This is a genomic window from Sorangium sp. So ce693, assembly GCF_051521375.1.
Taxonomy (GTDB): domain Bacteria; phylum Myxococcota_A; class Polyangia; order Polyangiales; family Polyangiaceae; genus Sorangium; species Sorangium atrum.
In genome coordinates, this window is the sequence record NZ_CP150347.1 from 333,065 (window position 1) to 355,525 (window position 22,461).

Consider the following 22,461-nt stretch of genomic DNA (forward strand, 5'->3'; position numbering starts at 1 on the left):
GCGCATGAGAGATGGCTTCCGGATCCTGGATGTGGATCGTCACGTCTCCGAGCCCGTCGCGTTATGGGCGGAGTACCTGCCGGCAGCGATGCGGGCGTATGCTCCTCGGCTCGCGCCCTTCAGGCCGCCCGAGTCGCTGGCCAGGCGGATGAGCCGCCTGGGCGAGCACGCGCTCCTGCCCACGCCCCCCATCCTCTGCGTGAACGGCGAGCCGATCCTGCGTATCTCCGAGGCGGCCTACATCGAGCTCGGGCTCGCCGCCGAGCGCCGCCGCGAGCTCCTCGCCGCCTCGGAGAGGCCTGACGGGCACCTCGCCGAGATGGACGCTACCGGGGTCGACGTCGCCGTCCTGCTTCCGACGTACGCGTCCTATCTCGTCCACGACGACGGCATCGACGCCGAGCGCTCGCGCGCCTACGCCAGCGCCTACAATCGATGGCTGGGCGACTTCTGCGCGAGCGCGCCGGACAGGCTCCTCGGCCCCGCGCTGCTCTCGCGCCACGATCCGGAGGCCATGGCGGGCGATCTGGAGCAGGCGGCGCGCGACGGCGCGCGCGCCGTGGTGCTCCGGCCGAACCCGGTGCAGGGCCGCACGCTGAGCGCTCCGGCCCACGCGCGGTTCTGGGCGGCGTGCGCGCACCACGGTGTCACCGTGCTCCTCCACGAGGGCACGCACGCGCGCGTCGCCACGGCGGGGGCCGATCGCTTCGAGACGCGGTTCGGCCAGCACGCGTGCTCTCACCCGATGGAGGCGATGATGGCGCTGCTCTCGCTGATCGAGGGCGGCGTGCTCGAGGCCCACCCGACGCTGCGGGTGGGCCTGCTCGAGGCGGGGTGCGGCTTTCTGCCTTACTGGCTCTGGCGGCTCGACCACGTCGAATACGCGCAGATGCGCGGCGAGGTGCGCGGCCGGGTGCGCCGGCCTCCCTCGGAGTACTTCCAGCGGCAGTGCTGGATCGCGCTCGAGCCCGGCGAGGCGATGCTCGACCGGGTGGTGAGGGAGATCGGCGCGACGCGGATGACGTTCGGGACCGATTTCCCCCACCTCGACCACGGGCCCGGGATGGTCGACGAGGTGATGGCGCTGCGGGGTGCGCTCGGCGATGAAGCGCTGCGGGCGATCCTCTGGGAGAGCCCTTGCGGCCTCATGGGGATGTAGTGGAACGCTGGCGTGCGACGCCGCTCCGCTCGGATTCTGACGGGTCTCGCGGGCGAGGCGATCCCCGGCCATCCAGCGGTCGCTCTCCTCGAGCGCGCCACTTGCACTTGCTCATCGGCGGGTGAAACCAGGAACGATGATGGATCCTCTGGAGCTGAGCCAGGTGCTGGCGTTCAAGCCCACCCTGCGCGTCGAGCGCATGGATGCGGGCGTGGTCTTCCTGATCGGCGAGCGCGAGCGCTTCGTCGTCTCCGGCGCCTGCGCCGCCGAGGTGGCCGCGCTCGTCGACGGCCGGCGCACGGTCGACGAGATCCTGCGCGCCGCGCGCGATCGGTTCTCCGAGCCCGAGACCCTGTATGCCCTGAGCCGGCTCGCGGCGCGTGGCTACCTGGTCCCCGCAACGCCGGAGCTCCCCTCCGAGCACGCGGCGTTCTGGCGCGGGGTGGGTCTCGACGGCAAGGCGGCCGCCGAGGCCCTGAGCCGGACCCCGGTGTCGGTCCTGGCCGTCGGCAAAGCCGCTCCCGCCGTGTGGATGACCGAGGCGCTCGAACAGGCAGGCGTGCGGGTCGACGGCGAGGCGGCGGTGCAGGTGGTCGTGGCCGACGACTATGTGCAGCCCGAAATTGCCTCGATCAACCGCCGCGCGCTGCGTGAAGGAACGCGCTGGTTCCTGATCAAGCCTGCCGGCGTCCAGCCGCTCATCGGGCCCGTCTTCGAGCCCGGCGCCGGCCCCTGCTGGGGCTGCCTGGCGTTCTGGATCCGCCAGAACCGCCCGGTCGAGGAGCTCGTTCGCCGGCGCCGGGGGCACGAGGGCCACGTCCCTCCCCCCAGGGCAGCCACCGAGGCGAGCGTACGGACCGCTTGCGGGCTCGGCGCCTCGGCCATCGCCCGCGCGCTCGCCAGGGAGGAGACAAGCTCTCCCCAGGCGCTCGGTTCCCGGGTGCTCGCCCTCGACCTGGCCACGTTCGAGATCACCGCGCACGCGGTCGTCCGGAGGCCGCAGTGCCCGGTGTGCGGCGATCCGGCGCGGATGGCGGCCGTCGGCGAGCGCCCGATCGAACTGCAGCCGGTGGAGAAGGCCCATTACGAGGACGGTGGATATCGCCGGCAGACCCCGCGGCGGACCTATGAGCGCTATCAGCACCTCGTCAGCCCGATCACCGGAGCCGTGACGTACCTCGTGCCGATGCCGGGGCGGGACACCGAGCTCCGCGCCGTGTATGCGTCCGGCTACCTGGCCTGCCCTCGGGAGGGCGTCCCGCGCACCAACGTCTTCGACAAGGGCTGCGCCGGCAAGGGGCGCAGCGCGGACCAGGCCAGGGTGAGCGCGCTCTGCGAGGCGCTCGAGCGATACAGCGGCGTCTACCAGGGGGACGAGGCGCGCATCCGCGGCAGCAAGGACGAGCTCGGCCCGGCCGCGCTCTCGCTCGGCGATCTGCTGAACTTCAGCGAGGCGCAGTACCGCGAGCGCGCTCACCTCAACGCGCGGGCAGCGGATCGCCGCCAGTGGGTACCCGAGCCGCTCGATGCGAGCACCCCGATCGACTGGACCCCGGCCTGGTCGCTGAGCAAGCGCGAGCGGCGCTACGTCCCGCTGGCCCACTGCTACTCCGAGGCCCCGGCCGAGAGCGGTACCGCGTTCTGCGGCCCCTGCAGCAACGGCGTGGCGGCCGGCACTTGCGTCGAAGAGGCCGTGCTGCAGGGCCTGCTCGAGCTCGTGGAGCGCGATGCCGCCGCGGTCTGGTGGTACAACCGGGTCGCTCGCCCGGCCATCGCGCTCGACAGCTTCGGGGACCCGTACTTCGAAGCCCTCGAGGCAGACTACGCCCGCCTCGGCTGGGCCGTCTGGGTGCTCGATCTGACGCACGATCTCGGTATCCCAACCTGCGTTGCGCTCGCCCACGAGGCCCGGGAGGATCGATTCACCATCGGGTTCGGCTGCCACCTCGACCCGCGCCTGGCCGTGCAGCGATCGCTCACCGAGCTGAACCAGCTCTTCGATCCCGGCGCGGCGCGCCCGGCGCCGTGGGACCTCGAGCGGCTGCCTGACCGCGCGTATCTCTTCCCCGGCCCCGATCTCCCGCGGGTCGCGGCCGAGCACCTTCCCCGGATCGGCGGCGCCGATCTGCGCGCCGACATCGAGCAATGCCTGGGTCGCCTCGACGAGGCGGGACTGGAGCTCGTCGCGGTCGACAAGACCCGCCCCGACATCGGCTTGGCCGTGGTCCAGGTAATCGTCCCGGGGCTACGCCATTTCTGGCCTCGATTCGGCCCGGGGAGGCTCTATGAGGTGCCGTGCGCGCTCGGGTGGCTCGCCGGCCCGCTCGCCGAGGGCGAGCTCAACCCGGTCCCTCTGTTCGTCTAGCTGCCGAGGAGTTGCGCAGGCGAGATGACATGATGGCCCAGCGCGTCGCGCCCGGCGATGAAGCGCCGCGAACGATCCTCCGGGATAGCCTGTGCGGCTCGACAGAGAGCCATGACGGCACCGTCTGTCTCGGAATCGCCCAGCGTTTGCCAAGGAAGGAGGCTCGGCGCGTCGCGCCTCGCTCAGGGCGAGCAGCGTCGCAATGATGTTGATCACGAGCCGAGCTCGCTGGAGGGAGAGCTCTCCGCCTCAGCGGTTCTTCTTCACATCCTTCACGTGACCCAAGCTGGGCGGCTTGCCGCGCAGGCAGCTTCCAGACAGCGAGCACTCCGATGAGGCGCGCCTCCGGTTCAACCGCGTAATATACATAGTACTGCGTTCGCGACAGCAAGACACGACGCACTCCATCCTTCGCCTTGGGGCCGTAGGGGGCTCCCATCTCCGGCGTACGCCGGAGCATGCGGAGCGCTGCGGCGAGCTCGTCGGCGAACAGCGACGGCGCCGCGTGACGGTTCTCGCGCCACCAGGCATCCACCGCGCGCGCCTGCTCGGCCGATCTCCCCAGGAATCGGACTTTCACCCGCGTGCCCGCAGTTCGGCGAGCAGCACGTCGGCCTCGATGCCTGCCCCTGTTCGCATCTCAGCGAGCCCCTCCTCGAGGGCCGCGTGCAACTCTGCGCGCTCTTTCTCGTCGAGCTCGTCGCCCGGATCAGCGATGACGAGATCGAGCACCATGCCCTCCGGCAGATCCGTGGGCTCGTCGACGACGATGCGACCGTTCTGGACGCGGGCTTTCAGCGCTTGCACGTCGCGAAGCGTAGCGCCGTCATCGCCTTGTTGCACCAAGGAGCAGCGGCATCCCGCCGTTGTGGCCATGGTGCAACAAGGAGCAGCAGCGTCCTTGATGCCGCAGGAGCCCGGGCGTGGCACCCCTTCCCGGGTGTCGTTGCGCGGCCAACGTGCGGGTCCCCTCGAACACCCGGCACCCGGACGTCCGCGCGAGCTGCCTGAGCGCGCTCGCCGTGCCAGATCGGACTAAAGGCAGCGCAGCACGTTGTCGCGCACGAGCTGCCAGATCGGCTCCGGGATCCCGCCCAGCCAGCGCGCGTCGCGCTCGACGGGCCCCTCGGCGTCGTCGAGCGGGTCGTCATGGCTGTAGACGAGCCGCCACAGCCGCTCGCTCACCGAGCCATTCCGGTCGATCACGAAGCGGTGGACGAGCTTCTTCGCGAGCTCCTCGCCCTCGACGTCGAGCAGCAGCACCGGCGGAGCCACCTCGATCTCGCTCGCGTCGCGCAGCGGCTCGAGCCGGACATAGGACCCCTTCACGAGACTGGCCTCGTCCGGCGGCTCGAACCCCGCCGCGCGGAAGTCGCACGGCGCCTTGGTGTTGCCGATGAGGTAATACGCCCCCTGGGTCTCGGCGAGGATCGCGCCGCCCAGCCTCCCTACGCGTGCCATCTAGACCTCCTCCGCAGTGCCGCTCTCGTCCGAGAGCACGAGCGAACGCCCCGGCGTCTGGCCGGGGAGCGCGGCTCCATCCCATGTGTACTTGTTGGTATACCCGCGCGGAGTGACCATGTACCCCTCGAACATGAAGGTGTTGGTCGACCCGACGAGCACCGTCGTCAGCATCCCGATCTCGTACTCGAGGAAATGGTCGAGATCGGTGAGCACGGCGCTCTCCAGCTTGCGGTAAGCGCTCTTCACCAGCGCGACCGGCGTCGTGCCCGCGCGGTGCTGGCGGATGATCTCCTGGGCCCGCACGATCTGGCGCGTGCGCCGACCGCTCGCCGGATTGTAAAGGCCGATGACGAAGTCGGCCGCCGCGGCGGCCTCGAGCCGCCGCTCGATCACGGGCCACGGGGTCAGGAGGTCGGAGAGCGAGATGGCGCAGAAGTCGTGGCCGAGCGGCGCGCCGACGAGCGACGCGCACGCGTTGAGCGCCGTCATCCCGGGCACGAGGCGGAGCTCCGGCGACTCGCCGCGCTTCCAGCCGATCTCCTCCAGCACCTGGAAGACGAGCCCGGCCATGCCGTAAACGCCCGCGTCGCCCGACGAGATGATCGCCACGCGCGCCCCGTCCCGCGCCCGCTCCACCGCGGCGCGGGCCCGGCCGATCTCCTCGGTCATGCCGGTCTTGATGACCTCCTTGCCCTCGATCAGGTGCTTCACCAGCCGGATGTACGTCGTGTACCCGACGATGAGGTCCGAGGCCGCGATCGCCTCGAGGGCCGCGCGGGACGCATGCTCCTCGGCGCCAGGGCCGATCCCGACGATCGACAGGACTCCTTTGCTGTCACCCATGGCTCTCCTCCACGTTGCGCTTCGCGAACGGGACGCGCGCCACCGCGAGCGTCATGGACCGCCCCACGCCCTCCTCGGTGTACGCCCGCTTCGGCACGAGCAGCTTCGCGGCCCCCGCCGCCCGCAGCGCGGCCGGCTCGGCGACGCCCCGGGCGCCGACGTGCTTCTTCACCGTCTCCGACGGGTTCTCGATGCCCTCGGTCGCGTCGAGCTCCTCGGGCGTGAACGTGACGAGCGGCCACCCCCGCCGCGCCGACAGCGCGAGCAGCGCCTCCTCGTCGGCCTTCTTGTCGATCGTCGCCAGCGCCTTCACCGATCTCGCCGACAGCCCGTGCTCCTCGAGCAGCCGGTCGACCCCGCGCTCCACCATGTCGAGCGGCGCGCCGCGATCGCAGCCGATGCCCAGGACGAGGCTCTTCGGCCGGTAGACGACGGCGCGCTCGACGATCGCGGGGTGCGAGCGGGCGAGATCGCGGTCGCTCGCGACGAGCAGGATCTCCCACGCGCCGGGGTCCACGCCGTCGAGCGACGTCGCGTAGCGCACGCCCGGCGGCAGCGGCGTCGCCTCGGGCCAGAACGAGGGCTCGCCGGTCTCCTGGACGAACAGCACCGGCGCGGCGTTCACGACGGCGGCGCAGCCGCGCGTCACGTTGCGGTCGGGATCGTCAAGGGTCCACCCGAGGTCACGGCCGAGGATGTCGACCGTCAGCGTCCCGAGCGCGTCGGAGGCCGTGGTCACCACCGGCTGCGCGCCGAGCAGCGCGGCCACCTTCTCGGTGAACGCGTTGCCCCGCCCGACGTGGCCGGAGAGCACGCAGATCGAGAAGCGCGCCGTGTCGTCGACGCACACGACCGCAGGATCGACCTTCTTGTTCTTGAGCAGCGGCGCGATCATGCGCACGACCGCGCCGACGCTGATGACGAAGACGTGGCAGTCGTAGGCCGTGAACGCCTCCGTCAGGAGCGGCCCCATCGGCAGCGGCAGCGGCTTCGCCCCCGCCGGCGCCCCATCGAACAGCTTCTGCGACACGTAGAGATCCGCGCCCGGCAGCCCCTCGATGAGCTTGCGCGCGATGGAGATCCCGTGCCGCGTGATGGCGTAGATGGCGTAGGGCTTGCGCTCGGCGGTCATGGGGCCTCCGGTTCGGTAACAGCCTTGTCGAAGCCGCCCGGCGGCGAGGCCGGGGCCTCCCCGACGAGCAGCCCGCTCCGCTCCCCGCGCGTGACCACGACCATGGCGAAGCAGTCGCCCCGCTCGCCCTGCGCGGCCCGGAGATCGCGGACGATCCGCTGCTCGGGCATCGTCGCCTTGGACACGAACACGGCCCGATCGAGGAGGCCAGCGCGCGTGAGCGCCTCGGTCACCTTCGGCATCTCCGAGCCGATCTTCATCAGGACCACGGTGTCGAAGCGCTGGAGGACGTCGGTCAGGTCGTCCACGCCGTACGTGGCGGGCAGGATGGCGATGCGCTCCTGCCCGTCGGCGAGCGCGAGCCCGCTCACGGCAGGGACCGCCGTGACCGAGGTGACGCCGGGGACGACCTCGACCTCGAGCCCAGGGAAGCGGCGGAGCGCCTCGCGGCGCACATAGACGAAGGTGCTGAAGAGCGACGGATCCCCCTCGGTCGCGAACGCCACGGTGAGGCCGCGCGAGAGCCGGTCGCCGATCGTCTCGACGGCCGCGTCGACGTAGGGGCGGACGCGATCCGGGTCCTTGCTCATGGGGAAGGTGAGGAGCAGCCGCTCCTTGTCCCGCTGCTTGCCGACGACGGGCTCGAGGATCCGGTAGGCCATCGAGGCGCCGAAATCCGAGCTGCGGGGGAGCGCGAGCACGTCGGCCTCCTGCAGCACGCGCACGGCGCGCAGCGTGAGCAGGTCCGGCGCGCCGGGGCCGACGCCCACGCCGTAGAGCTTGCCGAGCCCGCTCATGACGCCTCCGAGGTGGACCGCTGCGCGCCGGCGGCCGCGGGCCGGGCCGGCTCCGCGCCCTCCGCAGCTTCCTGCGCCTTCGCCGGCTTCGTCGCGGCGAAGATGTGGATCGGGTTCAGCGCCTCGTACCGCACGTAGCGCGCGAGCGGGACGCCGCGCGAGACCGAGAGCAGCGTGACCTCGGGGTCGAGCCCCCGCGCCCGCAGCGCGCGGTACGTCTCGGCGACGTTCTCCATCGTGATGGCGTTGACAACGAGCCGGCCACCCGGCCGCAGCCGATCGAGCGCCACCGTGACGATCTCCTCCATGCTCCCCTTGCTCCCTCCGACGAACACAGCGTCCGGGTCCTCGAGCGCCGCCAGCGCCTCGGGCGCGCGGCCCGCGACGACGCGCACGTTGTCGACCCCGTGCGTGCGGACGTTGTCGCGGCAGATCTCCACGCCCTCCGGGTCGACCTCGATCGCATAGACCCGGCCGAGGGGGCAGAGCATCGCCGCCTCGATCGAGACCGACCCCGAGCCGGCGCCGACGTCCCAGACGACCGCGTCGGGGCGGATCGCCATCGACGCGATCGAAAGCATGCGCACCTCGCGCTTCGTGATGAGGCCGTTCTTCGGCATGCGCTTCGCGAACGCGTCCTCGTGCAGGTAGGGGACGGCCGGCGGCGGGCGCCACGCGGGGTCGCTCCGCAGGAGCAGGAGCACGTTCAGCGGGCCGATGTCCTCGCAGGCGGCGAGCGCGGCGAGGTCGAACGCGCGCACGCGCTCGCCGGCGCCCGCGAGGCTCTCGCAGACCCACGCGTTCCAGCCGGCGTCGCCGTGCTCGAGGAGCCGCGCCGCGAGGCGGGCCGGGCTGTTCTCCCCGTCGGTCAGCACCGCCACCTTCGAGAGCCGGCGGAGGCGCGTCGCGAACCCCTCGGGGGAGCGCCCGTGGACCGAGACGAACGCGGCGTCGTCCCAGGCGATCCCGGTGCGCGCGAACGCCCACTGGACCGAGCTCAGGCTCGGGATGATCTCGACGTGCTCGCCGCCGAGCTTCCGGACGACGAGCGCGCCGACGCCGAAGAACAGCGGGTCGCCCGAGGCGAGGATGCACACGTTCTGCTCGGCGGACAGGGCGTCCACGCGGTCGAGCGCCGCGGACAGGCCGCCCTTGAGGGCGATTTTCTCGCCGCGGAACTGCGGGAAGAACTCGAGGTGCCGCTCGCCCCCCACGAGCACCTCGGCGCGGGCGACCGCGGACGCGGCGCGGCTCGACAGGCTGGCGCACCCGTCATCGCCGATGCCGACGACGGTGACGGCGCGGCGCGCGCTCATCGCGCCACCTTGGCCGGCTCGGCCGAGCCGGCCGAGCCTGTCGGTTCCGGCGAGTCCGCCGACAGGAGCAGCAGCGCGTGGACGATCGCGACGGCGATGGGGCTGCCGCCCTTGCGGCCGCGCGCCACGATGGAGGGAAGCCCGGACTCGATCAGGGCCTCCTTGGACTCCGCCGCTGACACGAAGCCGACCGGCACGCCGATCACGAGCGCCGGCCGCGCTCCCTCTTCGCGGGCGAGGCGCACGACCTCGAGCAGCGCCGTCGGCGCGTTGCCGATGGCGACGATCGCGCCGTCGAGGAGCCCGAGCCGGTGCGCCTTGCGCATCGACTCGATCGCGCGGGTCGAGCCGGCCGCGGAGGCCGCCTGGATCACGTCGTCGTCCGAGATGAAGCAGTGGATCGCGCACCCGTACGACGCGAGCCGCTGCTCGTTCAGACCGACGCCGATCATCTTCACGTCGACGAGGACCGGCGCGCCGCCCCGGAGCGCCGCGATGCCCCGCACGATCGCCTCGGGGTGGAGCCGCATGAGCGACGAGAACTCGAAGTCCGCCGTCGCGTGGATCACGCGGCGGACGACCTGCCACTCGGCCTCCGGGAAGCCGTGCGCGCCGACCTCCTCGTCGATGATCGCGAAGCTCTTGTCCTCGATGCGCCGCCCGAGCGCGGTCATCTGCCGCATGTCGTTCACCGCGCGCACCTCATCACCACTCATGGCTCCTCCGCTCTCTCCGCACCGCTGGCACCGGCGTCGCCGGCCGGATATCGGCCGAGCAGCGCCCCGTTGAAATCGACGAGGCAGGCGTGCACCTCGAGGGCGCCGCCCGCGTGACGCGAGGTGTGCTCGACGACGCGCCGGCAGATCCCCCCGGCCACGCCGGTGAGCCCCTCGCGCTGGCACAGCTCGAGCACGTGCCGCGCGGTGTTCGCCTGCCGGATCTCGGCGGCGATCTCGGGCCGCGCGCCGAGCTCCTCGGCGATCTGCGCGAGCAGCTCCATGCTCACCTCCGAGCCGGCGGCGTGCGTCATCATCTTGCCGTCGGCCATCTTCGAGAGCTTGCCGATCATGCCGACGATGATCGCGCGGGTGATCCGCCGCCGCGCGGCGTGGCGGACGCCCGTGCCGATGAAGTCGCCCACCTGGATGAACGCCTCCTCCGGGAGCTCCGGGTAGAGCTTCATCGCGTACGCCTCGGATTTGCCGCCGGTCGTCAGCGCCAGCGTCGCGATGCCGCGCTCGGCGGCGACGTCGATCGCCTGCACGACGCTCGCGCGGAAGGCGGCGGTCGAGTACGGCTTCACGATCCCGCTCGTCCCGAGGATGGAGATGCCGCCGATGAGCCCGAGCCGCGCGTTGATGGTCTGCTTCGCCATCTCCTCGCCCTGGGGGACGCTGAGGGTGACCGTGGCCCCGGCGAAGCCCGAGCCCTCGAGCTCCTCGAGGACCATCTCGGTGATGTTCCGGCGCGGCACGGGGTTCACGGCCGGCGCGCCGACGGGCAGCCCGAGCCCCGGCTTGGTGACGACGGCGACCCCGGCGCCGCCGCGGATCTCGACGCCCGGCTCGCGGCGGAGCTCGACCTCGGCGACGAGCTCGGCGCCGTGGGTGCAGTCGGGATCGTCGCCGGCGTCCTTGATGACGCTGCACGTGGCGCGCGGCCCGTCGCGATCGCAGCGCTTCAGCGGGAAGGTGACCTTCTGTCCGTTCGGCAGGGTGGTCTCGATGGCGTCGACCGCCGCGCCGCGCGCGAGCACGCGCGCCGCCGCCTTGGCCGCGGCGGCCGCGCACGCGCCCGTCGTGAACCCCTCGCGCTGACCTTTCGGGTCTCTCGGCCGGAGCTCTGCCATCGCAGGTGCCGGAACGACTACAACGATTTTCGCGCGGCGTTGTGGGAGAAGCTTTCGAGGCGCGCGCCGCCCTCGGGCGGCGTGACGATTTCCTGCCCTCCTGGTCGGTCGGGGCGAAACTCCAGGAGAGACCCTCAGCCCACGAACGCCCGCGCGCTCTCGAAGAGGCGCAGCCAGGGGCCGCGTTCCGACCACTCGGGGGGAGCCCAGCTGTGCTGCACGGCGCGGAAGATGCGCTCGGGGTGCGGCATGAGGATCGTCACACGGCCGTCGTCGGTGGTGAGGCCGGTGATGCCGTCGGGCGAGCCGTTGGGGTTGGCGGGGTAGCGCGTGGCGACCTGACCGCGGCCGTCCACCCAGCGGGCCGCCACACGCGCCGCGCGGCGATCGGCGTCGCTGGCGAAGTGGGCATAGCCCTCGCCGTGGGCCACGGCCACGGGCAGGCGCGCGCCCACCAGGCCGCGCAGCAGCACCGAGGGGCTCTCCAGGATTTCGACCTGGGCGAGGCGGGCCTCGAACTGTTCGGAACGGTTCTTGACGAAGCGCGGCCAGCGCTGGGCACCGGGGATGATGTCCTTGAGGCCGGCCATCATCTGGCAGCCGTTGCAGATGCCGAGGGCGAAGGTGTTCGGTCGCGTGAAGAAGGCCGACAGCGCCTCGCGCGTCTTGCTGTGAAAGAGCGCCGAGCGGGCCCAACCCATGCCGGCGCCGAGCACGTCGCCGTAGGAAAAACCGCCGCAGGCGGCCAGGCCGCGGAAGCTCTCGAGCGACACGGCGCCGCTCATCAGATCGCTCATGTGCACGTCGTGGGCGGCGAAGCCGGCGCGGTGGAAGGCGGCGGCCATCTCGATCTGACCGTTGACGCCCTGCTCGCGCAAAATGGCCACCTTGGGCCGTTCGCTGGCGGCTTCGATCAGCGGGCGAGCCAGCGAGCGTTCGACGTCGAAGGGCAGGTGCGGCGAGATGCCCGGATCCCCGGCGTCGAGCAGCGCGTCGAACTCCTCGCGGGCCTTCTCGGGATTGTCGCGCAGCGCTCGCATGCGGTAGCTGGTCTCGGACCAGGCGCGGCGCAAGTCCACGCGCGGCTCGTCGAGCACGGCCTGGCCGCCCGCGGTCACCACCAGTCGATCGTCGCTGCGGAGCTTGCCGACGACGTGCGCCGCTCCCTCGAGACCGGCGCGGGCGAAGGCCGAGATGACCTCGGGCGCGTCCTGGGCACGCACCTGCAGGAGCGCGCCCAGCTCTTCCGAGAACAAGGCTGCAGCCTGAGCGGCCGGAAGCGAGCTGTTCGCCGCCAGCGCATCGAGCGACAGCTCCGCGCCGACGCGGCCGGCGAAGCTCATCTCGGCCCAGGTGACGAACAGGCCGCCGTCCGAGCGATCGTGGTAGGCGAGCACCAGCCCCCGCTGCCGCAGGCTCTGTACGGTCTCGAAGAAGGCGCGCAGATCGGCCGGCGAGTCGACGTCCGGCACGCTGTCGCCCACTTGCTCGCTGACGGTGGCGAACGCCGAGAGGCCCAGGCGATTCTTGCCGCGTCCCAGGTCGACGGCCACGAGCACGGTGTCCCCGACGTCGGTGCGGAGCTGGGGCGTGAGCGCGCCGCGCACGTCCGGCACACGGGCGAAGGCCGAGACGATGAGCGAGATGGGAGAGACGACGCTCTTCTGGCCGCCGTCCCAGACCGTGCGCATCGACATGCTGTCCTTGCCGACGGGGATGGCGAGACCGAGCGCCGGGCACAGCTCGAGGCCCACCGCCTTCACGGCTTCATAGAGCTTGGCGTCCTCACCGGGGGCGCCGGCCGCTGCCATCCAGTTCGCCGACAATTTCACGCGCTCGAGGCTCTCGATCGGAGCCGATGCCAGGTTGGTCAGCGCCTCGCCCACGGCCATGCGCGCCGAGGCCGCGGCGTCGAGCACGGCGAGCGGGGCGCGCTCGCCCATGGCCATGGCCTCGCCGCCGTAACCCGTGTAGTCGGTCAGCGTCACCGCTGCATCGGCCACGGCCACCTGCCAGGGCCCGACCATCTGATCGCGGTGCACGAGGCCGGTGATGGTGCGGTCGCCGATGGTGATGAGGAAGGACTTGTCGGCCACCGTGGGCAGCCGCAGCAGGCGATAGACCGCCTCGCGCAGCGGCAGCTTGGCGGCGTCGAGCGCCTGTCTGGGCGAGGGCAGGCGGCGGACGTCGCGCGTCATCTTGGGCGGCTTGCCGAGCAAGACCGACAGCGGCATGTCGATCGGCTGGTCGTCGAGCTCGGCGTCGTCGAGCACCAGATCTTTCTGCGCCGTCGAGTGACCGACCACGGCGTAGGGACAGCGCTCGCGCCGGCAGATCTCCTCGAAGATCTCCAGGCGTGAGCCGTCCAGAGCCAGCACGTAGCGCTCCTGCGCCTCGTTGCACCAGATCTCGAGCGGCGACATGCCGGGCTCGACCGAGGGCACCCGGCGCAGCTCGAAGCGCCCTCCCACGCCCGCGTCGTGCACGAGCTCGGGCAAGGCGTTCGACAGGCCGCCCGCGCCCACGTCGTGGATGCTGAGGATGGGCGAACCGGCGCCCAGGGCGTTGCAGCGATCGATGACCTCCTGGCAGCGCCGCTGCATCTCCGGGTTGTCCCGCTGCACCGAGGCGAAATCCAGATCGGCGGACGACGAGCCCGAGGCCATCGACGACGCCGCGCCGCCGCCCAGGCCGATCAACATGGCCGGCCCGCCGAGCACGACGATGGGCGCCCCGGCCGAGAAGGTCTTCTTCAGCGCCAGCTCGGGCCGCACATTGCCGAGCCCGCCCGCCAGCATGATGGGCTTGTGATAGCCGCGCACGCTGGAGGCCCCGCTGCTGTCGCCCGGCACCTTCTGCTCGAAGGTCCGGAAGTAGCCGGCCAGGGCAGGACGCCCGAACTCGTTGTTGAAGGCGGCGCCGCCGAGCGGCCCGTCGATCATGATGTCGAGCGCCGAGACGATGCGATCGGGCTTGCCGATCGACTCGGCTTCCCACGGCTGCTCGAAGCCGGGAATGCGCAGGTTCGACACCGAAAAACCGGTGAGCCCGGCCTTGGGCTTCGCGCCTCGCCCCGTGGCGCCCTCGTCACGGATCTCGCCGCCGCTGCCCGTCGAAGCGCCGGGATGCGGCGAAATGGCCGTGGGATGGTTGTGGGTCTCCACCTTCATCAGCACGTGCGCCGGCTCGCGCCGCGTCTCGTACAGCGCGCCGGCCCCCGGCTGTGGAAAGAAGCGCTCGGCGTCGAGCCCCTCCATGACCGCCGCGTTGTCGCTGTACGCCGACAGGACATGGTGCGGCGTCACCGCGAAGGTGTTCTGGATCATCTTGAACAGCGAGAGCCCCTGCGCCTCGCCGTCGATCACCCAGTCGGCCTTGAAGATCTTGTGCCGACAGTGCTCGCTGTTGGCCTGCGCGAACATCATCAGCTCGACGTCGCTCGGATCCCGCCTCAGCTCCGTGAACGCGGCCAGCAGGTAGTCGATCTCGTCCTCCGCCAGGGCCAAGCCGAGCTCCTTGTTGGCGCGCGTCAGCGAGAGCCGCCCCTCGCGCGACAGCGGCACGCGAGCGAGGGGCCGCGGCTTTTCGTCGCGAAAGAGCGCCTGCCCGGCCGCCAAGTCGAAGGCCACCGACTCGGTCATCCGATCGTGCAGCGCCCCCGCCGCGCGCGTCAGCTCCTCGCCGGTCAGCGGCCGGGACGCCCGCACGTAGTAGGCGATGCCCCGCTCGATCCGCTGCACCGCCGCGAGCCCCGCCACCCAGGCGATGTCGGTCGCCTTCGAGCTCCAGGGCGAGAGGGTGCCGAAGCGCGGCACCACCAGCACGAGCTGACCTTCGTCCTCGCCCGTCCCGCCCCCGCCGTGCGCCAGCGCGTCGTCGTCCAAGAGATGCGACAGCACGTGCTCGCCGCGCTCGTCGAGCGAGGCCCGCGAGTGCACGAAGTAGATCCAGCGGCTCGCCAGCCCGACCACCTCGGGCACCCGCTGCTTCAGCTCGGTCAGGCGCTTGTCGGTACGAAACGGAGAGAGAGCGCGCGCGCCGCGGACGTGTCGGAAGGCAGCCATGGCGGGCATTTGGCCCATGGGGGCAGCCGATTCAACCGAAACGGGCAGCCACGGGGCTGGGGCCCGGTGTCCCCGCCACCCCTCGCAAGATCCCGAACGATTACAAAGACTTCTTCGCAGGGTTGTTGAAGAAGCTCTCCAGGAGCACGCTCCCCTCCGGCGCGCCGAGCGAGACCAGGTGGTCGCGGAGCGGGTAGAGGACCGCGCCGTCGCCCGCGCAGAGCACGGCGTCGTACGGCCCGGCCGCGAGCTCCCGCTCCACGAGGGCGCACGCGCGCGCCGGCCGCTCGGGGTGGCCGATCGGGGGGAGGTCGCGGGCGACCGTGAGGCGAACGGCGGCGGGGAGGCGCTCGCGGACGAACGGCTCGGAGGCGAAGGTCTCGCTCGGCTCGACGAGCCAGAGCAGGTCGAGCTGCGCCGCGCCGGCGGCGGCCGCGCCCCGGGCGATCCCGAGGGCGGCGGTGATGCCGGTGTCGGTGGCGATCACGAGCGCCCGGCCGGAGAAGCCCGGCGCGAGCCGCAGCTTGCCCCAGGGGCCGCTCCACTCGAGCTCGGCGCCGACGGCGATGTCGTTGAGCACGTTCGACCCCGGCCCGGCGCCGATGCGCTTCACCGCGATCTCGACGGCGCGCTGCTCGGCGTCGCTGGAGAGCAGCGAGTAGGCGCGCTTCGCGAGCCTGCCGCCGGGCAGGGTGACGCCGGTGTTGATGATCACGTACTGCCCGCCGGCGAAGCCGATCTCCGCGCCGTCGACGCGCTCGAGCCGGAGCAGCCGGGCGTCGTCACCGAGCGGCGCTGCGTGGGCGATCCTGATCTTCGGGTTGCCTTGTGTTGCCATGACGTCGCTCCTGTCTCCGCGCTGTCGCAATCACGCGCGATGGGCTCCCTCCGGTGAGGGGCGCGCTTCAGTCGGCCGGGTAGATCTCGTGCACGAAGTCGTGCATCTCCTCGAGCTCCCGGTAGAGCCGGCCGAGCCCGTCGACCTGGGCGCGCAGATCGAGCTCGACCTGCTTCGTCAGGATGAGGAGCGAGCGCAGATAAGGCAGCTTCGGGTCGCCGGAGGGGGTCTTGGCGACCTTCTCCTGGAGCTCCACGAGCGACCCCTCGAAGAGGCGCGAGAGGTTCTTCAGGTCCCCGGCGCGCAGCATCGCCGAGACCGGCCCTGGCTCGGCGGCCGCGGCGCCGAGCTCGGCGAGCTCGTGCGTGCGCTCGGCCGGATCATCGATCCCCAGGATGTTCATGAGCCCAAGGCGGAGCGCGGCGATCTCGTGACAGGCCATATCGGTTCTCTCCTATCCATCCTTCATTGCATGATGTCGTCGACGAGCCGGGCCACCAGCCGGTCGCCGAGCAGGTGCTCCTCGACGAGGTCCTTCGCGTCCTCCTCGCGGACGCCGCGGTACCAGACCCCGTCGGGGTAGACGGCGACCGTCGGCCCCTCGCCGCAGCGCCCCATGCACGACGTCCTCGTCACGCGGATCTGCTGCTGCTGGCCGGCCTGCTTCACGAGGCGGCGCACCGACTCGAGCAGCGCCAGGCTGCCGCGGTCCACGCAGTCGGCGTTGCCGCAGACGAGCACGTGCTTGCGCAGCGAGCGGTGGGCGTGCGGGTGGTTCGACGCCTGCGTGTGCGTGAGCGTGTGGCGCACGCTGTAGAGCATCGCCTTGAGCCCGCCGACCTCCCGGGCGAGCCCCGGCAGCGCGGTGCGGTACATGCACGTGTCGCAGGGGAGCGGCGCCTCGCCGGCGAACGCCTGGCGCGCGCGCTCGTCGATCAGCCCCTCGAGCGCGCTCGACCGGCCGAGGTGCGGCGCGAGCGACGCCCGGATCCACGGGTACGTCGACGAGAAGCGGTCGACCTGCTCGGCGAGCTTCGTCATGAGCCGCCCGGCGAAGAGGAAGTAGGGGACCACCACGACGCGCTCCGGCCGGTGCCGCGCGACCCGCTCCAGCGTCTCCTCGACCGAGGGCCGGGTGACGCCGATGAAGGTCGGCTCGACGAGCTGGAGCCCGCGGCCCTCGCCGATGAGGCGCGCCGTCTTGCAGAAATCGCCGTTCGCGTCCGGGTCGCTCGACCCGCGCCCCACGACGACGAGCGCCGACCGGGCCCGCGCCGCCGGGTCGTCCGGCAGCGCGGTCGCGGCGCGCTCGAACGCGATCTGCGCGAGCGCCGGGTGCACGCCGAGCGGCCGCGCCGCCGAGAAGCGCACGCCCGGGTGCGCGGCCCGCGCCCGCTCGAGCGCGAGCGGGATGTCGTTCTTCACGTGCCCCGCGGCGAACAGGAAGAGCGGCACGACCGCCACCCGCGACGCCCGCGCCGCGAGCGCCGCGAGCGCGTCGGCGAGGTGCGGCGTCGCGAGCTCGATGTAGCCGTGCTGCACGGCGATCTCGGGCCGCGCCACGGCGTAATCGGCCACGATCGCCTCGAACTCGGCGTTCGACGCGGCGTCGCGGCTGCCGTGGCCGATCAGCAGGAGACCGTCGTCATGCACGCGAGCGCCTCCTCCAGGGTGAGCGGGAGCCCCGCGCCGCCCTGCGGCGGCACAGGCCTCATCCGGGTCCAGAGCTCGGCGACCCACGGCCGCCGCACCCGCGCCCGCGCGAGGAGCTCCCCCCGCGCGAACACCTCCCGCGGCGGCCCGTCCGCGAGGACCTGGCCGTCGCCGAGCAGGACCGCGCGCGTTGCGAAGAGCGGCACGAGATCCACGGCGTGCGTCGCGGTGACCAGCGTGGTCCCCTGCTGCTCGGAGAGCGCGCGCAGCGTCTGGCACAGGGCGAGCTCGCCCTCCGGGTCGAGCCCCGCGGTCGGCTCGTCGAGCAGCAGCACCCGCGGCCGCATCGCCAGCATCCCGGCGATGCACGCGCGCTTGCGCTCGCCGAAGCTCAGCGCCTCGATGGCCCGATCGGCGAGGTGGGCGATCTGCACGGCGGCGAGCGCCTCCTCGGCGCGGCGCCGCGCCTCGGGCGCGGGCAGGCCGAGGTTTCGCGGGCCGAACAGGACGTCGTCGAGGAGCGTCGCGCCGAGCAGCTGGTCGTCCGGGTCCTGGAGCACGAGCGCGGCGCCCGCGGCGACGGCGTCCGAGGGCGAGCCCACGCGGCGGCCCGCGATCTCGACGCCGCCGCCGGGCGCCGGGAGGAGCCCGACGAGCGTCCGGAGCAGCGCGGTCTTGCCGGCGCCGTTGCCGCCGAGCACCGCCACGGACTCGCCCTCGGCGACGTCGAGGCGCACGTCGCGCAGCACGGGCTCGCCGCGCCGGTAGCCGAGCCAGGGGGCGCGCAGCGCGATCGCGATCATCCGGCCTCTCCCGCGGCGACGCTGAGCCCGAGGGCCGCGATGGCGGCGGCGGCGAACGCGAGGTTCGCGGCGGGCGCGCTCGCCCTCCGGTCGGCGACGGGGAGCTTCCCCTGGTAGCCGCGGAGCTGCATGGCGAGCGCGGCGCTCTCGGAGCGCTCCAGCGTGCGGAGCGCCACGACGCCAGCGACGGCGCCGGCCGAGCGCGCGGCAGCGCCGGGGCGTGTGAACCCGCCGCGGAGCGCGGCGGCGCTCCACGCGCTGTCGGCCGCGCGCTGGAGCACGCCGGCGAAGCGCCGCGTCAGCGCGAGCAGCTCGACGAGGGCCGCGGGGACGCCGAGCCCGGCGAGCGCCGCCTCGATCTCGGCGGGCGCGGCGGCGCCGGCGAGCCACCGGAGCACCGCGGCCGCCGCGAGGACGCGCGCGCCGATGGCCACGGCGCGGCGGGCCCCCTCGGCCGTGATCGCGTCGACAGGGAACGGCGCGCCGGGGAAAAGCGGCGCCCCCGGCGTGAGCGCGAGCGCCAGCGCCGCCGCGACCGCGCCGATCCATGCGGCGGGCGCGGCGGCGCGGAGGACGGCGCGCGCCGGCGTGCCCTGGAGGCGGAGGGCCGCGCACGCGAGGAGGAGCAGCGCGGCCGGTGTGACGGGCGAGCGCGCGCCCGCGGCGACGCAGCACGCAGCCACGGCGGCCCCGAGGCGGAGCCGGGCGTCCACGTCGCGGAGCCGCGCGGGGGGATCAGTCCGCACGCAGGCCTTCGCCGCCGGCCTTGCCCGCGGGCGCGTCCGCGCGCTCGACGAAGAGCACGCGCGAAAAGTAGCCGAGGGCGAAGCCGGCGAGGAGCCCGGCCCAGAGGAACGCGAACAGCAGGAGGTCGCCCTCGAGGCCCGCGAACAGCGGCCCCGTCTCGTGGCGCCCTGCGTCCTCGGCGACGCGGCGGACCACGGCCTCGTCGACGCCGTCCCAGGACGCGTTGCGGCAGGCGGCGAGCCAGAGGGCAGCGGCGAGCTGGAGCGCGCGCTCGCAGGCCACGCACGCGCGCCGCGCGAGCAGCGCTGACATCGGGCGCTGTCCGAGCCGCCGCGTCACGATGCCCCCGGGGCGAGCCGGACGACCTGGAGCCGGTCCAGGATGTCGGGCCGCCGGGTGCGCAGGAAGGCGAGCGCCCCCGCGGTCATGACGCCCTCGAGCAGGCCGAGCGGCAGCTGGGTGGGGACGAAGGCGAGGGCGACGCCCGTGAACATGGAGGTCACCGATCCCTCGCCCGAGAGCCCGAGCGCGAGCGCGAGCGCCGTGGTGGCGTACGTCGCCCAGTCCGACGTCACGCCCGCCAGGAAGCCCGCGACCCAGAGGTTCGCGCCGCAGCGCCGCGCGAGATGAAAGACGAAGTATCCGGTGAAGGCGCCCGCGATGCCCATCGACGCGACGTCGGCGCCGAGCGTGGTGAGGCCGCCGTGCGCGAGGAAGAGGGCCTGGATAAGGAGCGCCACCACGGTGACGAGGACGGTCATCCAGGGGCCGATGAGCACCGCCGCGAGCCCTGTGCCGCACGGGTGGGAGCAGGTCCCGGCGGTCGGCACCGGCACGGGCATGCATGAGATCGCGAAGACGGCGGCGGCGATGAGGCCGACGAACGGCTTGTAGAAGGCGTCCTGCCGGGTGCGGCGCCGGAGCAGGTGGAGGGCGATCGCGACGAAGGGCAGGGCGAGCGCGTTCCAGGCGGCGCACCAGCCGAGCGGCAGGACGCCTTCCGCGAGGTGCATCGCGGCCGCGGGCCGGGGCGCGAGGAGCGTCCCCAGGGACACGGCGGCGATCGACACAACGCGGCCGTGAAGACCGATTTCGGCGCTCCGGGTGAAGTCCGCACCCGAACGCCACGAAGACGTGCGCAAGCTGCACCTCGTGGGAGGCTCGGGTAGGTCTCCCGGCTCATGGGTTCAGGGAGCTGATCGAGCTCCCAGCGCTGCGTCCACCTTCCCAGGCCTCGTCCAATGAGGCCCAGTGGTCTTCGGAGGCAGCTCCCCACTCACGGTGGCGGGACCGCGCCGGTTTTGCACCGGCTTCCCTGTTATGCCCCGGAGGGCACCCGAGGAATGGATTGTCAGGCCGGTGCTCGGTAATCCCGTTTCGTGTCCGGCGTCAAGGACGTCGCGCCCCGATCGCGGCGGAGGTGCCCAGCGGACGCTGCACGGGGCCTCGCGTGTCAGACGAGCTCACCGTTGAGCGCGCGGGCTCCGCCTTGCGCGCGTTGGCCCGCGCGTCCTGGCGACACGATCGCGCGAGCCGGGCGAGCACCCCGCAGCCGGGCGAGCACCCCGGGTGCGCGAACCGGGCGAACCGGGGTGCGCGAACCGGGCGAACCGGGGTGCGCAGACCGGGCGAACCCGGGTGCCTCGACCCGGTGCATCGATCTGGGGCGCGCGCTTCCACCTGGCGCGCTCCGGCCCGCCGCTGCACGCCGCGAGCTCCCTCGTCTACGGCGTCGGTGCGGCGGTGATGCCTGGGCTGGTGGCCACCCCGCCCTCGGGGGGCGCTGCAGCGGCGCACGAGGCCATCGCTGCCGAGGCGCGCCGTGCGCCTGTCGGGGCCCCCATCCAGCAGACAGGCGCGCGCCGACGAGCGATCCAGGCCCTGTCATGCAATGGCCGAGGTCGAGAAATTGACCCAGACGCATCAGGCGAAGAGTCGTCGAGCACACGTCGTGAAATATGTCCCCCTTAGATAAAACCTGTTTACTTTGTGGCCATGCGGGCGCTGCGCGTATCGCGGCCTGCGCGCAAGCAGGGGCTCTCGTGTGCTTGAACACAGGCGCCGGCGCGTTCCTTCCGCAGTGTGCTTTGTTCGTCCTGGCTCTTTACTCGGGAGCAGGTGTCCGGTGTGCGGCCCGTCGCGTCGTGGCGTCTCTTATTGAAGAGGTGGGGGATCTCGTGTTCGCTCGTCTCGGAATGCGAAATGGACGCTGCGCTGAGCGCTGTCTCCGGTGGAGCGGTATGCCCGGCTCGAACGTGAATTCCTGCAGAGCTGGTGTGTGTGGGTCGCGCGCTCGCCTGGCTGCCTTCGCGTCTGGAGCGCTCTGCTCGCCCGGCGTGCAGGCGTTGCACTTTGTTATCGACAACGCGCTTGCGGATGCCACAATCTGACTACCGCATGCGCACCGGCGCGGACCCCCCAGCCCGGAGCGCATGCGGTTTTTCTTCTTAGCACCGTGGCGGACGTTCAGGACTCCGGCGCGGTTTTCCTGCCGCGGTCATTCTGGGTCCCCCTCCAGCGTGATGCGCGGTATTTTTTTGCCCTCGGGCGCGCGGTTCGCGCCTTCCGAGGTTTCACTTGCCGGTGAACGTGGCCTGCGATTTCGCCAGGAACGCTTTCATTCCGAGCTGTTGATCTTCGCTGCCGAAGAGCGCCGCGAATGCCTGGGCTTCCAGCTCGTTGGCGGCGGCGAGGTCGAGGCTCTCGCCGCGCAGGAGGACGCGCTTGGCGGCGGCGACGGCGAGCGGGCCGCGCGAGGCGATCTTGAGGGCGGTCTCCTGGGCGCGCGCGAGGAGCTCGGTCGCCGGGAAGACGGCGTTGACGAGCCCGATCGACAGCGCCTGCTGCGCGGTGATCATGTCTCCTGAATAGACGAGCTCGCGCGCGCGTCCGGGCCCGACCCGTCGCAGCAGCCGCTGGGTCCCGCCGAACCCCGGGATGACGCCCAGGTTCACCTCGGGCTGGCCGAGTTTGGCGCCTTCGGCGGCGTAGATGAAGTCGCAGGCGAGGGCGAGCTCGCAGCCGCCGCCCAGCGCGAAGCCGTTGACGGCGGCGATCACGGGGAAGGGGGCAGTCTCGATGAGCTCGGCGAGCCGGTGTCCTGCGTCGGCGAACCGCTTCGCGGCGATGCTGTTCATCGTGGCCATTTCCGCGATGTCGGCGCCGGCGACGAACGCCTTGCCGGCGCCGGTCAGCACCGCCGCGCGCACCTCGTTGCCCTCGGCGGGCGTGAGGAGGTCGCGGAAGGCCGCCGTGAGCTCGCCGAGGACGGCGGGGTTCAGGGCGTTGAGTTTGTCGGGCCGCTGGATGGTCACGGTGGCGACGTGACCCGCGCGCTCGACGGCGACGAACTGGAGCGTACCGCGGGCCCCCGGCTGCTGTTCTTGAGCGGTCATGGCGCGTGGTTAGCAGCGCGCCGCGCCGGGGGGAAG

At 72.4% G+C, this 22,461-nt stretch carries 18 protein-coding genes, 1 pseudogene and 1 riboswitch; of the genes and pseudogenes, 2 read left to right on the forward strand and 17 right to left on the reverse strand.

Going from position 1 to position 22,461, the window contains the following annotated elements; translation table 11 throughout:
• The first annotated feature begins 4 nt into the window (after nt 1-4).
• Nucleotides 5-1,159 carry an amidohydrolase family protein gene (locus WMF14_RS01270; protein ID WP_437798383.1) on the forward strand — a complete coding sequence of 385 codons (1,155 nt, stop codon included), beginning with the start codon at nt 5-7 and terminating at the stop codon, nt 1,157-1,159.
• 136 nt (nt 1,160-1,295) lie between these two features.
• Nucleotides 1,296-3,524, forward strand: a complete 2,229-nt coding sequence (locus tag WMF14_RS01275; protein WP_437798384.1) for a TOMM precursor leader peptide-binding protein — start codon at nt 1,296-1,298, stop codon at nt 3,522-3,524.
• Here the strand turns inward: WMF14_RS01275 and WMF14_RS01280 are convergent.
• From WMF14_RS01280 to WMF14_RS01360, 17 genes and pseudogenes are all read right to left on the reverse strand, one after another.
• Nucleotides 3,499-4,104 carry a type II toxin-antitoxin system RelE/ParE family toxin gene (locus tag WMF14_RS01280; RefSeq protein ID WP_437798385.1) on the reverse strand — a complete coding sequence of 202 codons (606 nt, stop codon included), beginning with the start codon at nt 4,102-4,104 and terminating at the stop codon, nt 3,499-3,501. The genes WMF14_RS01275 and WMF14_RS01280 overlap by 26 nt on opposite strands.
• Nucleotides 4,101-4,370, reverse strand: coding sequence for a hypothetical protein (locus WMF14_RS01285; RefSeq protein ID WP_437798386.1), 270 nt, complete (start codon nt 4,368-4,370; stop codon nt 4,101-4,103). Before WMF14_RS01285 ends, WMF14_RS01280 begins: the two co-directional genes overlap by 4 nt.
• Before the next feature lie 189 nt (nt 4,371-4,559).
• Nucleotides 4,560-5,831, reverse strand: a pseudogene (cobJ, locus tag WMF14_RS01290) (precorrin-3B C(17)-methyltransferase).
• The gene (locus WMF14_RS01295) at nt 5,824-6,963 is read right to left on the reverse strand and encodes a cobalt-precorrin 5A hydrolase (protein WP_437798387.1); all 1,140 of its coding nucleotides are present in this window, start codon (nt 6,961-6,963) and stop codon (nt 5,824-5,826) included. Before WMF14_RS01295 ends, cobJ begins: the two are co-directional and overlap by 8 nt.
• The gene (gene cobI / locus WMF14_RS01300) at nt 6,960-7,760 is read right to left on the reverse strand and encodes a precorrin-2 C(20)-methyltransferase (protein ID WP_272097318.1); all 801 of its coding nucleotides are present in this window, start codon (nt 7,758-7,760) and stop codon (nt 6,960-6,962) included. Before cobI ends, WMF14_RS01295 begins: the two co-directional genes overlap by 4 nt.
• Nucleotides 7,757-9,076, reverse strand: coding sequence for a precorrin-6y C5,15-methyltransferase (decarboxylating) subunit CbiE (cbiE, locus tag WMF14_RS01305; RefSeq protein WP_437798388.1), 1,320 nt, complete (start codon nt 9,074-9,076; stop codon nt 7,757-7,759). The genes cobI and cbiE overlap by 4 nt, the downstream gene beginning before the upstream one ends.
• Nucleotides 9,073-9,792: a precorrin-8X methylmutase gene (locus tag WMF14_RS01310; protein WP_437798389.1), complete on the reverse strand. Its 720-nt coding sequence runs from the start codon at nt 9,790-9,792 to the stop codon at nt 9,073-9,075. Before WMF14_RS01310 ends, cbiE begins: the two co-directional genes overlap by 4 nt.
• A complete protein-coding gene (locus WMF14_RS01315; RefSeq protein ID WP_437798390.1) occupies nt 9,789-10,925 on the reverse strand; it encodes a cobalt-precorrin-5B (C(1))-methyltransferase in 1,137 nt (378 codons plus the stop codon). Before WMF14_RS01315 ends, WMF14_RS01310 begins: the two co-directional genes overlap by 4 nt.
• 134 nt (nt 10,926-11,059) lie before the next feature.
• Nucleotides 11,060-14,989 carry a phosphoribosylformylglycinamidine synthase gene (gene purL, locus WMF14_RS01320; protein ID WP_437798391.1) on the reverse strand — a complete coding sequence of 1,310 codons (3,930 nt, stop codon included), beginning with the start codon at nt 14,987-14,989 and terminating at the stop codon, nt 11,060-11,062.
• Nucleotides 14,990-15,089: 100 nt separating this feature from the next.
• Nucleotides 15,090-15,827, reverse strand: coding sequence for an FAD-dependent oxidoreductase (locus tag WMF14_RS01325; protein ID WP_437798392.1), 738 nt, complete (start codon nt 15,825-15,827; stop codon nt 15,090-15,092).
• A 67-nt stretch (nt 15,828-15,894) separates the two neighbouring features.
• Entirely contained in the window at nt 15,895-16,269 is a 375-nt protein-coding gene (locus tag WMF14_RS01330) for a DUF3209 family protein (protein ID WP_437798393.1), read from the reverse strand.
• A 23-nt stretch (nt 16,270-16,292) separates the two neighbouring features.
• Nucleotides 16,293-17,480 carry a CbiX/SirB N-terminal domain-containing protein gene (locus tag WMF14_RS01335; RefSeq protein ID WP_437798394.1) on the reverse strand — a complete coding sequence of 396 codons (1,188 nt, stop codon included), beginning with the start codon at nt 17,478-17,480 and terminating at the stop codon, nt 16,293-16,295.
• Nucleotides 17,456-18,283 (reverse strand): ATP-binding cassette domain-containing protein, encoded by an 828-nt coding sequence (locus tag WMF14_RS01340; RefSeq protein WP_437798395.1) that lies wholly within the window; start codon nt 18,281-18,283, stop codon nt 17,456-17,458. The genes WMF14_RS01335 and WMF14_RS01340 overlap by 25 nt, the downstream gene beginning before the upstream one ends.
• Nucleotides 18,280-19,029 carry a CbiQ family ECF transporter T component gene (locus tag WMF14_RS01345; protein ID WP_437798396.1) on the reverse strand — a complete coding sequence of 250 codons (750 nt, stop codon included), beginning with the start codon at nt 19,027-19,029 and terminating at the stop codon, nt 18,280-18,282. Before WMF14_RS01345 ends, WMF14_RS01340 begins: the two co-directional genes overlap by 4 nt.
• Nucleotides 19,019-19,342: a hypothetical protein gene (locus tag WMF14_RS01350; RefSeq protein WP_272097333.1), complete on the reverse strand. Its 324-nt coding sequence runs from the start codon at nt 19,340-19,342 to the stop codon at nt 19,019-19,021. Before WMF14_RS01350 ends, WMF14_RS01345 begins: the two co-directional genes overlap by 11 nt.
• A gap of 23 nt (nt 19,343-19,365) precedes the next feature.
• The gene (locus tag WMF14_RS01355; protein ID WP_437804450.1) at nt 19,366-20,079 is read right to left on the reverse strand and encodes an energy-coupling factor ABC transporter permease; all 714 of its coding nucleotides are present in this window, start codon (nt 20,077-20,079) and stop codon (nt 19,366-19,368) included.
• 98 nt (nt 20,080-20,177) lie between these two features.
• Nucleotides 20,178-20,385, reverse strand: a riboswitch (cobalamin riboswitch).
• Between the two features lie 1,218 nt (nt 20,386-21,603).
• On the reverse strand, nt 21,604-22,425 hold the full coding sequence (locus tag WMF14_RS01360; protein WP_437798397.1) for an enoyl-CoA hydratase/isomerase family protein: 822 nt from the start codon (nt 22,423-22,425) through the stop codon (nt 21,604-21,606).
• Nucleotides 22,426-22,461 lie beyond the last annotated feature (36 nt).